Raw genomic sequence first — 14,544 nt, forward strand, 5'->3', positions numbered from 1 at the left:
TGGACTAATAATCGACCTTGCCACGCATGGTTTTGACCTGCCCCCGGCGAGTCTTGCTGTCCATGCGTTTGCGCTGGGATGAGCGTGTCGGTCGCGTTGCCACCCGAGCTGCCTGGACGATGGTGGCTTCGCGCACCACCTCTGCCAAACGCTCCAGTGCATCTTCGCGGTTCTTTTCCTGAGTGCGGAATTGCTGTGCCTTGATGATCAGAATGCCATCCTTGGTCAGACGGCTGTCTTTCTTTTGTAGCAAACGTTCCTTGACGGCGATTGGCAAGCTGGAGGCGTTGATATCGAAGCGCAAATGAATGGCGCTGGATACCTTGTTGACGTTCTGGCCACCGGCGCCCTGGGCACGAATCGCTTGCAAGTCGATTTCGGACAGCGGGATGGACAGGCGATGGTTAATGCTGAGGGATTCGGTTTCGTTCATGGCGTTTACAGTAACAGATAATGGTTTGGCTTAAATGGTTTTTGCCCTGCCGTCAGGGCAGGGCGCTTACATCAAAGTCGGCCAGTCCAAAGGCAATTGCCCAGAAATGGCAAAACACACCAGCCATCACAAACACATGCCAGATTTCGTGGAAGCCAAACACGGTTGGCCATGGATCAGGCCACTTCAGCGCATAAATCACGGCACCCACGGTGTAAAACAGGCCGCCCGCTACAATCCACCACAGCACGTGGGTCGGAATGCGTTCGGCGGCTGGCTCAATGGCAAAAATCACCAGCCAGCCCATGCCCAGATAAATCACCGTTGAGAGCCAGCGCGGGGCGTCAATCCAGAACAGCTTCAGGGCAATGCCCGCGACGGCAAAGGTCCATACCCCGGCAAACAGGCTCCAGCCCAGTGTGCCATTCAATGGCACCAGACAAATGGGCGTATAGGTACCGGCGATCATCAGGAAAATCGCCATATGATCGATGCGCTTCAACCAGGTGATCAGCTCGTCGGAGCCGTGGGCAAGGTGATACAGTGCGCTGGTCGAAAACATCAGCAGCATGGTGGCGCCAAACACCGGAAAGCTGACCCATTGCCAAATGTCGCCGTGCACTGCCGCCTGGGCGCTCAGTATGCAGAGCGCGACAATGGCAAACAGCGCACCGGCCATGTGGGTGAAGCCGGAAACCGGCTCGCGAAAAAATCGGGTACTGGTAATCATCAAAACAACCTGGTGAACATCACTGCTATTTTTACTGCAAGCCGATGACAGCAAATGCTGGTAAATGTTCGCCAGCCTAACAGAGATGGCGTCGCAGCGTGGAAATATGCTAAGGACCCTCTGAATAACTCGGTGCCCGCATCTGGATGACAGGGCGACGCTGAATCACGAAGCTGATTTGCAGGCCTGACGGGTCAAGTCAAAAATCAGCGACACAGAGTCAGCAATGCCCTGCCATCCCCGCAGGGCGCGGCCTGCAGCCCGCCAGAACGGTGTTGGCGAATTTGGAAAGACTCGGCCGGACAGGTTCGTCATTCCGCTGCATTCGCCGCCTTGTTCTGACAACCAGCAGGACTCGCGCAGAGCTGTGCAGAGTTATTCAGAGGGTCCCTAATCAGCACAGGTGAAATCAAACTTGTCCAAACGTGCCAATAAAGAATCTGAGGCGTGGAGTGTCTATCTGATCCGTAACTGTCTTGATCAGTTGTATTGCGGTGCCACCTCGAACGTTGAACGGCGTTTTGCCGAGCATCAGGCTGGTGGTGCGCGGGCCGCTCGGGCGCTGCGAGGCAAAGCGCCCTTGCAATTGGTCTGGCACCATCAACTGGCTGATAAATCAACGGCTTTGCGTTGGGAGTATCGGGTCAAGCGACTCAGTCGTCGGCAAAAAAATGCCCTGATATCTGGCAGCGACCACTTGATGCAGCAATTGGCTGATACCGTCGCCAATCAGTCGGCTACGGATACGATGACAACGGCTGCAAGCACCAAATCTGACCAAACAAAGACGAAATGATATGAGAATTGTTACACGGATGTCATAACCGGGCTTTAGACTGCCTGCCCCTGTCAGTACAATGACAGCCGTTTTTTGAACGATATGGATTTTGCACACATGCTCTCTGCCGTTTGGGCAGCCCGTTGGTATCTGCTACTAGGGTTGCTGTCTTTGCTGGTTTTTCTCGCGGTGACTGTTCCCCTGAATCTGGTCTGGCAAACTCTGGAGCCGAATCTGGGGCGCTTGCCGGTGCAGGTCAATTCCGTATCGGGCACGGTCTGGGACGGCCGTTTCCAGATTCGTGAACGCCAATTGGGCGTATTGAATGGTGAATGGCAATTGCAGCCGCTGTCTTTGCTGAGCGGCAGTGCTGTGGCCGATGTGACGGTCAATAGCGATTCGCTGCGCGTGACGGCCAATCTGCAAGCCTCTGCCAACGGTGATGTGCAAATCAGCGAGCTGGATGGCTACTTCGACCCACTGCTGCTGGCGCCAATGCTACGTCGCCAGCGGGTGTCGTTTGATGGCGATATTGAAGCCAGTAAGGTCGCAGCGGCACTGAACGCCAATACCCTGCAAGTAGCCGAGGTGTCGGGCCGGATTATTTATCAGGGCGGCTCGGCGGAGTTCCCGGTGCAAGGCAAGCCGGTGAGCGCAGAGATTCCAATGATCATCGGCAACTTGTCGATGGAAGGCGACAAGGCAGTCGTCAATATTGAAAACACCGATTCAGAAGCGCTGGCGCAGGGCTTTCTGCAACCGGATGGCTGGGCCGGGGTAGCGGTACGTCGTCGCTTTATCGATACACTGGGTCAGCAGTGGCCGCAGAAAGCCGACGCGGACACGGTGATTTTTGAAGTGTCCCACAAGATTCTATAACCTTTGCCGCCGACACGGAGCGACGTACATTGGAAATGAAAGCGGTAGAACTGCCACGCTGGCAAAAATTGACTCTGGTAAGTGGCAAGCTGTTGCTGACGCTGCTGATCAGTTGGCAGCTGTCGCAGCTGATCTGGACCATTGTTGCACCGCAGCCCCTGATCCTGATGGCACCCACCAAGGGAGACGGCAGCACCGTGGCCCGTGCCGAAGGCACTGCACAGTACCACCTGTTTGGCGAAGCCTCCGAGCTGCCAGCGCCGGTGATCGCTCAGCCTGTGGATGCACCGGAAACCCGTCTCAAGCTCACCCTGTTGGGTGTCAACGCTGCCAACCCGGAAGAAAACTCCAGTGCCATCATTGCGGTATCCGGACGCGCCGGCGACTTTTTCCGCCTTGGCGACACCGTACAAGGCCGCACCCGATTGGTGGGTGTGTACCAGCACAAGGTGATGCTGGATACCTCCGGCAAACTCGAAACCCTCAAATTTGACGATGAACCCAACCGCGGCTCTGACGTTCGCAGTGTACCTGCCCCAAGCCGGGCCGAAGACTTGCCAGAACGTCTGACCCAGGGTTCGCTGACCCAGCGGTTCCGCAAGGTTCGCAACGCCACCGAATTTGTAGGTGTGGCCACCAGTGAAATTGCCGATGACCCGCTGGCGGCGCTGAATAAAATGGGGCTCGAGCCTCAGGGCGCCGGTTCCGGCTACCGGGTTAAACCGGGTTCGCCACTGATGCAATTCAAACTCCGTCCGGGAGATATCGTGCTGTCGATCAACAGCCAGTCTCTTGGCGATCCTGCCAGCGATCAGAGCTTGCTGGCCGACCTCCCGAATGCTGACGAAGTACGCATTGAAGTACAGCGCGGCAATAGTCGTTTCAACGTCAACCACAGACTGGATTAATTTCGATGGGTGCTATCAAACATTGGGCAATGATTGCCATGCTGTTCGTGAGCCTGAGTGCCTTGGCTCAGGACAACTGGCAGATCAACCTTAAGGAAGCCGATATTGGTGCCTTTATCAGTCAGGTGGCTGACATCACTGGCAAAAGCTTTGTGATTGATCCTCGTGTGAAAGGCAAGGTGAATGTACTGACCAGCGAAGCCATGAGTGCCGAGGGGGTCTATGAGCTGTTCCTGTCGGTACTGCAACTGCATGGCTATGCGGCTGTACCAGCCGGTGACGTGGTGCTGATTGTGCAGCAGAACGAAGTGAAGCAGGTTGGTCGCGACCTCGACACCAAAGCCGGTGCCGGTAGCCAGGAAATGCTCACCAAGGTCATCATGATCAAGAACACCCCGGCGCTGGACCTGGTACCGATTCTGCGTCCTCTGGTTGCCAAGTACGGTCATCTGGCGGGAGTGAAGTCGGCCAACGCCCTGATCATCTCTGACCATGCTGCCAACATCGACCGGATGGAGCAGATCATCGATCGTCTCGATCGCTCCGGCTCGGAAGAACTGGAAGTGGTGCAGTTGAAAGAAGCCTGGGTTGGTAACGTGGTCACCATGCTGCAGAGCCTCGACCCGTCCAAGGTCAGCCAGGGCAACGGCGAGGGTAACAATACCGCTGGCAGCATCCGTGTGGTGGCGGATGAACGTAGCAATCGTTTGATCATCAAGGGTGAAAAAACCGCCCGTGAACGTATTCGCAAACTGATCGAACAGCTCGACCAGCCATCCTATTTCTCGGGCAGTGCTCGCGTGATTCGTCTGCAATACGCTGACGCTACCAAGCTGGCCGACCTGCTGAAAAACCTCATGGGTGAAGTCACCAGTGACGACAAGGGCGCCGCCAAAGCCAAGGGAGATGTGGCCATTCACGCCGATGAAGAACTGAACGCGCTGGTGGTGCGTGCAGAGCCATCCTTGATGAAAGAAGTTCAGGAGCTGGTCAGCGAGCTGGATGTTCGTCGTGCCCAGGTACTGATTGAATCGGCCATTGTTGAGGTAACCGGCAGTGTTGACGACGCTCTGGGCGTCCAGTGGGCGACCGGTGATCTGGACAATCCTGTTGGGGTAACCAACTTCAGCGAAGCAGGCTCTTCCATCAGCTCAATTGCAACCAGTGTGGCGTCCGGCGATTATGCCAGTGCCGTCAGCAGTGGCCTGACCCTGGGTGGCTACAGCGAACTGAACGGTAACTTCAGCTTTGGTGTGATCCTGCAAGCGCTGCAGAGCAACAGCCACACTAACCTGCTGTCGACGCCAAGCATCCTGACCATGGATAACCAGGAAGCCGAGATTGTCGTGGGCCAGAACGTGCCGTTCATTACCGGCTCCACTACCTCGTCCAGTAACTCCAATCCGTTCACGACCATCACCCGTGAAGACGTCGGTGTGACCCTGAAGGTGATTCCACACATCCATGACGGTTCCGACATTCGCCTGGAAGTGGAAGCGACCGCTGAGTCTGTGTCTTCTACAACCGTTTCTGGCAGTGCTGACCTGATCACCAACAAACGCTCGATCAAGACCATGATTCTGACTGGCAACGAGGAAACCGTGGTGCTGGGTGGCCTGATCCGTGACGACGTCATTGAAAGTGAGAGCAAGGTGCCGCTGTTGGGTGATATTCCACTGATCGGCTGGCTGTTCCGCTCGACCAGCAGTGAGCACACCAAGAGCAACATGATGGTGTTCCTGCGCCCAACCATCGTGAACAGTGGCGATGTTGCCAAGCAGGTTACTGATACCAAGTTCAAGGGGATCTGGGAATTCAGCCTGTCGAAGGAAATTGGTGTAGACAGCCTGGATACTGAAATGGAGAAAATGTTCCAGGGTCTGCCGGGACGCGATGGCAAATAAGTCGCTGCGATTCTTCAGCTGCCGGCAGTTAAGGCAGCAACAAAAAACGGCCTGCGGGCCGTTTTTTGTTGGGTGTTTGTTGTAGCTGTTGGTATAGCTGTTATGTTGCCTGCAATCAGATGCTCAGGCTGTGGCCTCGTCCGCCACCAGCGACAAGGGCTGCAGCCCAGCGTCGCGCATCAGGTTCAGCAGGCTGATCAACGGCAAGCCAATCAGGCTGTTGATATCATTGCCATGCAGGCCTTCAAACAAATGAATTCCCAGCCCTTCAACCTTGAAGCTGCCAGCGCAATCGTATGGCTGTTCCAGTTCCAGATAGCGACGGATTTCGTCATCGACGAGCTGGCGAAAGGCGACGTCGAAGTGCTCACAGTGGGACCAGGTCTGCCCCTGATGCCACAGCGCAATGCCGGTGGAAAAGCGCACCGACTTGCCGGCGCAGGCTTTCAACTGGGCAAAGGCCTTGTCGAAGCCGTGGGGCTTGCCGACGATCTCGCCATTCACACTGCACGACTGGTCGCTGCCGATGATCCAGTGGTCGGGATGACTGTCGCTCAGGGCGCGGGCTTTTTCTATTGCCAGCCGCTCAACATAGGCGTCAATGGATTCCCCGGCTTGAGGGGTTTCATCAATATCCGGGCTGGCGCTTTCAAACGGAATGCCCAGCTGTGCCAGCTGCTGGCGACGGTAGCGGGAAGAAGAGGCGAGTAGCAGTTTCATTCAGAAAGACTCCGGCTGAATACAAAACGGGCCGGTAAAACCGGCCCGCTGGGGATCTTGACGTTACGGCAGCCGTAATCAGAACGGGATGTCGTCGTCGAAATCGTCGAAGTTGTTGCTTGGCTGAGGCGCAGCGGCAGGTGCCTGCTGTGGGGCTTGTTGAGGCGCTTGCTGGTAACCACCCTGTGGTTGGGCTGGTTGCTGTGGACGCTGCTGTGGAGCCGCTTGGGGAGCTTGCTGGTACGGCTGTTGAGCTGGCTGCTGCGGAGCCTGTTGTGGGGCCTGCTGATAACCGCCCTGGTTGCCCATTGGCTGTTGTGGCTGGCTTTGCGGTGCTGGTTGACCGTAGCCCTGACCACCCATGCCCGGGTTCATACCGCCTTGAGGCTGGTTCATCATACCCGCTGCACCGCCGGCAGGCTGCTGGTAGCCGCCCATGCCGGAACCCATACCGCCACCCATGGAATCACCGCTGTTGCGGCCATCCAGCATCATCATGTCGTTACAGACGATTTCGGTGGTGTAGCGTTTGATGCCGTCTTTTTCCCATTCGCGGGTTTTCAGTTTGCCTTCAAAATAGGCTTTGGAGCCTTTCTTCAGGTATTGCTGAACGATTTCGGCAAGCTTTCCGTAAACAACCAGACGGTGCCATTCGGTTTGTTCAACCTTCTGGCCAGTTTGTTTGTCGTTGTAGCTTTCATCGGTCGCCATGGTCAGGTTGGCAACGGCATTGCCGTTGGGCATGTAGCGGACTTCCGGGTCACGGCCCAGAGTACCAATCAGTGTCACTTTGTTAACGCTGCGACCCATGAGTGTCTCCTGTAGATTCGATAATTTGGTTGGCCTGCGACTTATCGAAGTCACGGGCAGTTACTTTCAGATAAATAGCGTTTTCTTCCGGCATTTCTGCCAGCTCTGCAACCCCGGACAAGGCCAGCAAGGCTTGTTGTTGCTGGCTGTTCAGAGGTTGGAAAATGTCCAGTCGCACACTGGTTAAATGGCGCGGTGCGGCGGAGAAAAACATCAGGATTCCCCATAACAACACAGCCAGCGCGAAGATGGCAAATACCGAGTTCACACCAAAGGTTGCCATCAACCAGCCACCCATACTGCCGCCCACAAAGGCCCCCAGAAACTGCATGCTGGAGTAGATGCCCATGGCGCTGCCCTTGGAACCGGCCGGTGCCACTTTGCTGAGCCAGGACGGCAAGCTGGCTTCCATCAGGTTGAAACCAACGAAGTACAGCAGCAGCAACGCGCCCCAGTGCCAAACGGCGTGTGCCAGGGTCATCAGCAGCAGGGCCAGCAGGATAAAACCGCCGGCCAGCAGCACGATATTTTTCATTTGCTGGCGCTTTTCGGCAATGATGATGAAGGGCACCATCAGTACAAAGGCAGCAATCAAAATCGGCAGATACAGATGGCTGTGGTTCTCAGCAGCAAAGCCCAGCTGGGTTAATTGCAGCGGAATGGCGACGAACACCGCCACCATCAAGGCGTGCAATACAAACACGCCAATGTTCAGGGGCCACAGCACCTTATTGCCCAGTTGGCGTTTGACTTCGCTGAGTACCGCTACCGAGTCCCGGTGACGCACCTTGGGCGGCGACGGAATCAGCAGTAGGGTAACCAATACACCACCCAGCGCCAGTACGCCGGTGGCGGTGAAAATCAGATGCAGACCGCCCAGCGCCGATAGCCATGGCCCCAGCACCAGTGCCACGGAAAACGACAAGCCAATGCTGGCGCCGATAAAGGCCATCGCCTTCATGCGGTTGTTTTCGTTGGTCAGGTCGGTCACCAACGCCATGATCGCGCTGGCAATGGCACCGCCGCCTTGCATGGCACGGCCAATAATCAGGCCGTAGACGCTGTCTGCCTGAGCCGCAATCAGACTGCCGAGGGCAAAAATCAGCAAACCACCAATAATGACGGGCTTGCGGCCAATTTTGTCGGACAGGGCGCCAGCAGGAATTTGCAGTACTGCCTGGGTCAGGCCGTAAACGCCCATCGCAAGGCCGAGCAATTCCGGTGTGGCATCTTCCAATGTCAGGCCGTCGATCATCAGGACCGGCAGCACCATAAACAGGCCCAGCATGCGCAGGGCGTATAAAGCAGCGAGCGAGGCAACGGCGCGCTGTTGAACCGAGTTGGGTATGGCGATCATGTAAATTCCAGATAGGGGAGCCATCCCGGGCTTCCGCTGAACGTGACTGGTGAAACGGGTACCGCGAAAAAGCGCGCTAGTTTAACAGGACTCGACCTGAAATTTCAGCCACTCTGGAGGTTTTTGACAATCTGTTCAGTCCTGGCAACCCCGCTTTGGCAACTACCGGCCGGGTGCCAAAACCGCTATAAATAGTTGCTCTGAACAATGCGAACCATCAAGCGGGTGATAGCAACAGCAGGACGCCGGTTGCTGCACTCGATGGTCTGGGACTCTGGCTTCAGACCCAATAATCAGAAGTCACAAAGCCCGCGGCTGCGGGTCAATGCCCGACCAATAACAACAAGGATGTTTTTATGGCGACAGGCAATCACAGCGCAGGCTCTCTGCTGTTGTTTTCCGGCTCCAGCGTGCAACAGCCGCTGTTACTGCAATACCTGCAAACCCAAACTGGTCGAACATGCCAGCATCTGGACGATTTTGACGCCCTGATGCAGCTGGATTTCCGCTCAGTGGCGTTGGTTCTGTGTCAGTTGCCCTATGGTCGTGAGGAACAGTACGAGCAGTGGCTCGATCATCTGATGCAGCAGGAATTTCGCGGCGCAGTGGGCTTTTTTGACGTTGCTGCGCCGGCGGATCTCAATCAGCTGGTGCTGTGGCAGCCAGTGTTCGGCTGCTTCGAGTCCGATTGCACACCGGCAGAGCTACTGGACGGGGTTAACCGGCTGCTGCAAAAGCAGTGCTGTTTACCTGACTGTTTGCTGTATCGGGTATTGCAGCAGTTGCGTTCCCGTCCGGCGCGGCTGGGTAACCGCAAGCTGACCCGTCGTGAGCAAGAGGTGTTTCGATTGGTGCAGGCTGGCAACAGCAATCTGCGCATTGCCGATGACCTGCAACTGAGCGAGCACACGGTGAAAACCCATGTCTCCAGTTTGTACCGCAAGCTGGGCGTTCGGAATCGCATCGAATTGATGAACTTGCTGGCGGAATAGTCAATTCTCGTCTTTTATCGCTCGGTTAGAAGACTAGCTCTGCATCCGCTGGCTGCATGATTTACAATGTCGCTTTTGATTTTCAATTCAGGTGTAGAGCTGAGCCGCATGGACAAGATTCTGGTCAGAGGTGCCCGTACTCACAACCTCAAAAACGTCGATTTGGACATTCCTCGTGACAAGCTGGTGGTGATCACCGGTTTGAGTGGATCGGGCAAATCGTCATTGGCGTTCGATACGCTCTACGCCGAGGGACAGCGTCGCTATGTGGAATCGCTGTCGACTTACGCCCGCCAGTTTCTGAGCGTGATGGAAAAGCCCGATGTCGATCTGATTGAAGGTCTGTCTCCGGCCATTTCCATCGAGCAGAAGTCTACCTCCCACAACCCGCGTTCTACCGTGGGTACCGTCACCGAAATCTACGACTACCTGCGTTTGCTGTTTGCCCGCGTTGGCACGCCACGTTGCCCGGATCACGATGTCGCGCTGGAAGCCCAGACCGTCAGCCAGATGGTCGACAGCATCATGGAGCTGCCGGAAGGTGCCAAGTACATGATTCTGGCCCCGGTGATTCGTGACCGTAAGGGGGAACACGCGGGTGTGTTCGACAGCCTGCGCGCTCAGGGCTATGTGCGGGTGCGCGTTGATGGCCGTATTTATGATCTGGATGACCTGCCGGACCTCGACAAGCGTCGCAAGCACTCGATTGAAGTGGTGGTGGATCGCTTCAAGGTGAAAGAGGGCATTGAACAGCGTCTGTCCGAGTCGCTGGAAACCTGCCTCGACCTGAGCGGTGGTCTGGCGCTGGCTACATCGATGGATGACGATGGCTCCGAGCCAATGCTGTTCTCCTCGCAGTTTTCCTGTCCGCATTGTGGTTATAGTCTGTCTGAGCTGGAGCCACGATTGTTCTCGTTCAACAACCCGGCAGGTGCTTGCCCGAGCTGTGATGGTTTGGGGGTGAAGCAGTATTTCGACCCTGACCGCGTTGTTGTTGATCCGAGCCTGTCGATCAGTGAAGGGGCGATTCGCGGCTGGGACCGTCGCAGTGTGTATTATTTCCAGATGCTGTGCGCCGTTGCCGAGCACTACAAGTTTCCGCTCGATGTGCCGTTTGAAGACATGTCTGAATTTGCCGTCAACAAGTTGCTGTACGGTTCCGAAGGCGAAGAAATCGAGTTCAGCTACGTCAATTCCCGTGGCGACAAGATTTCCAAGAACCACGCGTTTGAAGGTGTGCTGCCGAACCTGGATCGTCGATACCACGAAACCGAATCCCAGACGGTACGCGATGAGCTGTCGAAGTACCTGAGCGTGCAGCCATGCCCGGCTTGTGAAGGCTCACGTTTGCGCAAGGAAGCTCGCAACGTCTTTATTGAAGACAAGACCATTCATGCTTGTACCGGCATGGCGGTGGAAGACGCTCACAATTACTTTACCGACCTTAAACTGAGCGGCCATAAGGGCGAAATCGCTGAGAAAATCCTCAAGGAAATTCGTGAGCGACTGAGCTTTTTGGTCAATGTGGGGCTGGAATACCTGACCCTGAATCGCAGCTCCGATACCTTGTCTGGTGGTGAAGCCCAGCGCATTCGTCTGGCGTCACAAATCGGTGCTGGTCTGGTCGGGGTGATGTATATCCTCGATGAGCCGTCGATTGGTCTGCACCAGCGTGACAACGACCGCCTGCTGAAAACCCTGTTCCACCTGCGTGATCTGGGCAATACCGTATTGGTTGTAGAGCACGACGAAGATGCCATCCGCAGCGCCGACTATCTGATCGATATTGGCCCGGGAGCCGGTGTGCATGGCGGTCAGGTGATTGCCAAGGGCACGCCGGAAGAAGTCGCCAACGACCCCAACTCCGAAACCGGTAAATACCTGTCCGGTGCTCGTGCCATCGAGCTGCCAGACAAGCGCACGCCGTACCCGAAAGGCAAGGAGTTGAAGCTGAAGGGGGCCAAGGGCAACAACCTCAACGACGTTGATCTGACCATTCCGCTGGGCCTGATGACCTGTATCACGGGGGTTTCGGGTTCCGGTAAATCGACCCTGATCAACCGTACCTTGTACCCGTTAGCCGCTACGGCATTGAACGGTGCGACCACCCTGAAAGCGTCCGAGCACAAGAGCATCACCGGGTTGGGGCAGCTGGATAAAGTGGTCGATATCGACCAGAGCCCGATTGGCCGCACGCCACGTTCCAACCCGGCCACTTACACCGGTATTTTCACCCCGGTGCGGGAAATTTTTGCTGGTACCCAGGAAGCCCGTTCCCGTGGCTACAAAGCTGGCCGTTTCTCGTTCAACGTCAAAGGCGGTCGCTGTGAAGCCTGTCAGGGCGATGGCGTGATCAAGGTTGAAATGCACTTTTTGGCCGACATCTATGTGCCGTGCGATGTGTGTCAGGGCAAGCGTTATAACCGCGAAACCCTGGATGTGCGCTACAAGGGCAAGAACATCCATGAAGTGCTGGAAATGACGGTAGAAGACGCTCGTGAGTTCTTCGATGCCATTCCGGCCGTAGCTCGCAAGCTGCAAACCCTGATGGACGTCGGCCTGAGCTATATCCGATTGGGACAAGCGGCGACGACCTTGTCTGGGGGGGAAGCCCAGCGGGTGAAACTGGCCAAAGAGCTGTCCAAGCGTGATACCGGCAAGACCCTGTACATTCTGGATGAGCCGACCACCGGTCTGCACTTCCATGACATTGAACAGCTGTTGGAAGTGCTGCATCGCCTGCGTGATCACGGTAATACCGTGGTGGTGATTGAGCACAATCTGGATGTGATCAAAACCGCCGACTGGATTGTCGACCTGGGGCCGGAAGGCGGTTCTAAAGGTGGTTACATTATTGCCGAAGGTACGCCGGAAGACATCGCCGCTGCTGAGGTTTCCCATACAGGTCGTTTCCTCAAGCCATTGCTGGAAGTGGGTCAGGCTCGCAAGGGCTGATTCGGTCGTAACGCGATGAGTAAACGCAAGATCTGTGACCGATGTGAGCGCCCGCAAACCGTGTGTTTGTGCAGCGCTCTGGTGACCCTTGAAGCGGATATTCAGCTGACGATCTGGCAAGACCCGGACGAATCAAAGCATCGCTTGTCGACCGCGCCCTTGTTGCAGAAAAGCATCCAGGGCAGCCGTTTGCTGGTGGGGGATCAGTTTGAACCGCAAGCCCTGTTGGGAGAACACTGGCGAACCGATACGCTGTTGTTGTTTCCGTTGGAAAACAAACCCGCGCTGGAACCCGCTCAGCTGCTAAACCCGGACGGCTCGGTGGGCTTCAGCATTTTACTGGTACTGGATGGCACCTGGCGTAAGGTCAAACGCTTGTTGCTGTTGAATCCGTGGCTGACCGAGTTGCAGCACATTCAACTTACCCCCGCACAGCAAAGCCGCTACGCACCCGTGCGAAAATCCCCACGGGAAGACGGGGTGTCTACGCTGGAGGCCAGCGTTGCAGCGCTCAATATGCTGCACCCAACGCGGGACTTTTCAGCGGTTACCGGCGTGCTGGATCGCATGGTTGAGTTGCAAATCCAGCAGCGTCAGCAGGCGCAGCAGTAAGTTCTGTTGCTTACCGGCCGACGTTGCTCAGGCGTTCTCTGTCATTGAAGTGATATGACGAATCTGTCGCTCGATCAGGGTGCGGCTGGTTTCCGGCAGGTCCTTGAGCCAGAAGTTGGATTGCTGGCTGCCTTGCAGGTTTTTCACCAGTGGGCCTTCGTCCCATTCCACACCGTATTCCGGTGGCAGTTCGGAAATCAGTACCTGACTGGCCAGCAAGCGATTGTCTTCGCTGCGGCGGGCGAGGTGAGACGCCCAGTAGAGGGTGTCACCAATCAGGCTGTAGTGAATCGAATCGGTGGCGTTGTCTTCGTCATGCTGCTGCATGGGGGCCAGTAGTACCGGGCCCCAGTGGGCGGCAATGCGGAAGCTCACTGATGCCATCAGCGGGTTGCGGCTTTGGGCATTCTGCAACAGCCCCAGACACAGTTGGGCAGCGTAAATACAGTGAATGGTGTCGCGTTCGCTGGACTCGTTCAGACCAAAAATCATCACCAGACCATCGCCCTGATATCGGTCAAGTTTGCCGTTATAGAGCTTCACCGCCTGGTTCATCAGGCGATAGTACTCGCTCAGCACGTTGCCCAATTCTTCGGCGCTGAGACGCGATTGCAGCACGTCCAGATCGGAAATTTCGATGTAAACCAGAGCGCAGCGGTGGTAGGTCGCAGCCGTGACGGGCGGTTTGCTGCCCGAATACAAGTATTTGCCCAGTGCCTTTTCAACCGCCTGACGTTGGCGCTGCTGTTGCTGGATACCGCCACACTGTTGATTCAGTTGCTGTAACTCTGCAATTGGCAGGGTCTGCTCTGGCAGATCGAGTGGCTTGTCGTCCTGCCAGCGTTGCAGGGCCGCAGTCAATTTACGAATGTAACCGGCCATGCGCTCGGCCAGAAAATAGCTGATCAGTCCGGCCAGCATGGCAAACAGGCCGGTGGCAATCAGCGCCAGCGACAGGTAGCGGCCGCTCTGACGGCTCACCGGAGCAGGGCTGATTTCAGCTTGCACCACACCGAGGGTGGCATCGTCGAGGGTGATGGCGCGGCTGATGATATGGGCGTCGTTCACCAGTGGGCCGGTTTCGGCCAGCGGTTTGCCTTCCGGGGTCAGTACCCGCAGGGCGCGAATGTCTTCGCCTCGCTGCCACTCTTTTACCGCCAGATTAAGGCTGATGCGGTCCTGCTGGATCAGGCTGGCGGAGAGGGTCTGGGACAGCCGTTCAATTTGCTGATAAGCGTCAGAACGTTGTTCGGACTGCAATTGGGTGTGCAGGTGGCTGTAGGTTAATAACGAGATCAACAACCCCAGTACCAGAACCTGGGCAGCGCCGATAAATCCGCAAAGTTGACTGAATCCGAAGGTTCGCTTGGAAGCTGCTGACATGTGTACGCCGTTGAGTTGTTATAGGTTGCTGGTGAAAGGAGCCGCAGTGGTTTGCCTCACGTTTATTGTAGCTGCTAAACCGG

The 14,544-nt window shown here is 56.2% G+C and carries 13 protein-coding genes; 7 read left to right on the forward strand and 6 right to left on the reverse strand.

The features are described from left to right. Positions 1–4 precede the first annotated feature (4 nt). The gene (gene arfB / locus ACXADJ_RS00865) at positions 5–433 is read right to left on the reverse strand and encodes an alternative ribosome rescue aminoacyl-tRNA hydrolase ArfB (RefSeq protein ID WP_475062020.1); all 429 of its coding nucleotides are present in this window, start codon (positions 431–433) and stop codon (positions 5–7) included. A 52-nt stretch (positions 434–485) separates the two neighbouring features. Then, on the reverse strand, positions 486–1,163 hold the full coding sequence (trhA, locus tag ACXADJ_RS00870; RefSeq protein WP_475062022.1) for a PAQR family membrane homeostasis protein TrhA: 678 nt from the start codon (positions 1,161–1,163) through the stop codon (positions 486–488). A gap of 415 nt (positions 1,164–1,578) precedes the next feature. Here trhA and ACXADJ_RS00875 point away from each other — a divergent pair, with 415 nt between their 5' ends. From ACXADJ_RS00875 to gspD, 4 genes are all read left to right on the forward strand, one after another. Next, on the forward strand, positions 1,579–1,959 hold the full coding sequence (locus ACXADJ_RS00875) for a GIY-YIG nuclease family protein (RefSeq protein WP_475062024.1): 381 nt from the start codon (positions 1,579–1,581) through the stop codon (positions 1,957–1,959). 99 nt (positions 1,960–2,058) lie between these two features. Then, positions 2,059–2,820 carry a type II secretion system protein N gene (gene gspN, locus ACXADJ_RS00880; protein WP_475062026.1) on the forward strand — a complete coding sequence of 254 codons (762 nt, stop codon included), beginning with the start codon at positions 2,059–2,061 and terminating at the stop codon, positions 2,818–2,820. Positions 2,821–2,855: 35 nt separating this feature from the next. Beyond that, positions 2,856–3,728 (forward strand): type II secretion system protein N, encoded by an 873-nt coding sequence (locus ACXADJ_RS00885; protein ID WP_475068083.1) that lies wholly within the window; start codon positions 2,856–2,858, stop codon positions 3,726–3,728. Between the two features lie 5 nt (positions 3,729–3,733). After that, positions 3,734–5,632 carry a type II secretion system secretin GspD gene (gene gspD / locus ACXADJ_RS00890; RefSeq protein WP_475062028.1) on the forward strand — a complete coding sequence of 633 codons (1,899 nt, stop codon included), beginning with the start codon at positions 3,734–3,736 and terminating at the stop codon, positions 5,630–5,632. 123 nt (positions 5,633–5,755) lie between these two features. Here the strand turns inward: gspD and ACXADJ_RS00895 are convergent, their stop codons facing one another. The 3 genes from ACXADJ_RS00895 to ACXADJ_RS00905 form a co-directional block, all read right to left on the reverse strand. Continuing rightward, positions 5,756–6,352 carry a Maf family protein gene (locus ACXADJ_RS00895; protein ID WP_475062030.1) on the reverse strand — a complete coding sequence of 199 codons (597 nt, stop codon included), beginning with the start codon at positions 6,350–6,352 and terminating at the stop codon, positions 5,756–5,758. 78 nt (positions 6,353–6,430) lie between these two features. After that, positions 6,431–7,162: a single-stranded DNA-binding protein gene (gene ssb, locus ACXADJ_RS00900; protein WP_475062032.1), complete on the reverse strand. Its 732-nt coding sequence runs from the start codon at positions 7,160–7,162 to the stop codon at positions 6,431–6,433. After that, a complete protein-coding gene (locus ACXADJ_RS00905; protein ID WP_475062034.1) occupies positions 7,146–8,519 on the reverse strand; it encodes an MFS transporter in 1,374 nt (457 codons plus the stop codon). The genes ssb and ACXADJ_RS00905 overlap by 17 nt, the downstream gene beginning before the upstream one ends. A gap of 356 nt (positions 8,520–8,875) precedes the next feature. Here ACXADJ_RS00905 and ACXADJ_RS00910 point away from each other — a divergent pair, with 356 nt between their 5' ends. From ACXADJ_RS00910 to ACXADJ_RS00920, 3 genes are all read left to right on the forward strand, one after another. Next, positions 8,876–9,511, forward strand: coding sequence for a helix-turn-helix transcriptional regulator (locus ACXADJ_RS00910; protein WP_475062037.1), 636 nt, complete (start codon positions 8,876–8,878; stop codon positions 9,509–9,511). Positions 9,512–9,619: 108 nt separating this feature from the next. After that, the gene (gene uvrA / locus ACXADJ_RS00915; protein ID WP_475068085.1) at positions 9,620–12,466 is read left to right on the forward strand and encodes an excinuclease ABC subunit UvrA; all 2,847 of its coding nucleotides are present in this window, start codon (positions 9,620–9,622) and stop codon (positions 12,464–12,466) included. A gap of 15 nt (positions 12,467–12,481) precedes the next feature. Further along, a complete protein-coding gene (locus tag ACXADJ_RS00920; protein WP_475062039.1) occupies positions 12,482–13,078 on the forward strand; it encodes a tRNA-uridine aminocarboxypropyltransferase in 597 nt (198 codons plus the stop codon). Between the two features lie 27 nt (positions 13,079–13,105). Here ACXADJ_RS00920 and ACXADJ_RS00925 read toward each other — a convergent pair whose 3' ends face one another. Beyond that, positions 13,106–14,461: an adenylate/guanylate cyclase domain-containing protein gene (locus ACXADJ_RS00925; protein ID WP_475062041.1), complete on the reverse strand. Its 1,356-nt coding sequence runs from the start codon at positions 14,459–14,461 to the stop codon at positions 13,106–13,108. Positions 14,462–14,544 lie beyond the last annotated feature (83 nt).

Source organism: Oceanobacter sp. ABM4_470 (genome assembly GCF_056158645.1).

Excerpts from the sequence above, each read along its gene's own strand:
- arfB (WP_475062020.1), bottom strand. The coding sequence starts at position 433 with ATGAACGAAACCGAATCCCTCAGCATTAACCATCGCCTGTCCATCCCG.
- trhA (WP_475062022.1), bottom strand. The coding sequence starts at position 1,163 with ATGATTACCAGTACCCGATTTTTTCGCGAGCCGGTTTCCGGCTTCACC.
- gspN (WP_475062026.1), top strand. The coding sequence starts at position 2,059 with ATGCTCTCTGCCGTTTGGGCAGCCCGTTGGTATCTGCTACTAGGGTTG.
- ACXADJ_RS00885 (WP_475068083.1), top strand. The coding sequence starts at position 2,856 with ATGAAAGCGGTAGAACTGCCACGCTGGCAAAAATTGACTCTGGTAAGT.
- gspD (WP_475062028.1), top strand. The coding sequence starts at position 3,734 with ATGGGTGCTATCAAACATTGGGCAATGATTGCCATGCTGTTCGTGAGC.
- ACXADJ_RS00895 (WP_475062030.1), bottom strand. The coding sequence starts at position 6,352 with ATGAAACTGCTACTCGCCTCTTCTTCCCGCTACCGTCGCCAGCAGCTG.
- ssb (WP_475062032.1), bottom strand. The coding sequence starts at position 7,162 with ATGGGTCGCAGCGTTAACAAAGTGACACTGATTGGTACTCTGGGCCGT.
- ACXADJ_RS00905 (WP_475062034.1), bottom strand. The coding sequence starts at position 8,519 with ATGATCGCCATACCCAACTCGGTTCAACAGCGCGCCGTTGCCTCGCTC.
- ACXADJ_RS00910 (WP_475062037.1), top strand. The coding sequence starts at position 8,876 with ATGGCGACAGGCAATCACAGCGCAGGCTCTCTGCTGTTGTTTTCCGGC.
- uvrA (WP_475068085.1), top strand. The coding sequence starts at position 9,620 with ATGGACAAGATTCTGGTCAGAGGTGCCCGTACTCACAACCTCAAAAAC.
- ACXADJ_RS00920 (WP_475062039.1), top strand. The coding sequence starts at position 12,482 with ATGAGTAAACGCAAGATCTGTGACCGATGTGAGCGCCCGCAAACCGTG.
- ACXADJ_RS00925 (WP_475062041.1), bottom strand. The coding sequence starts at position 14,461 with ATGTCAGCAGCTTCCAAGCGAACCTTCGGATTCAGTCAACTTTGCGGA.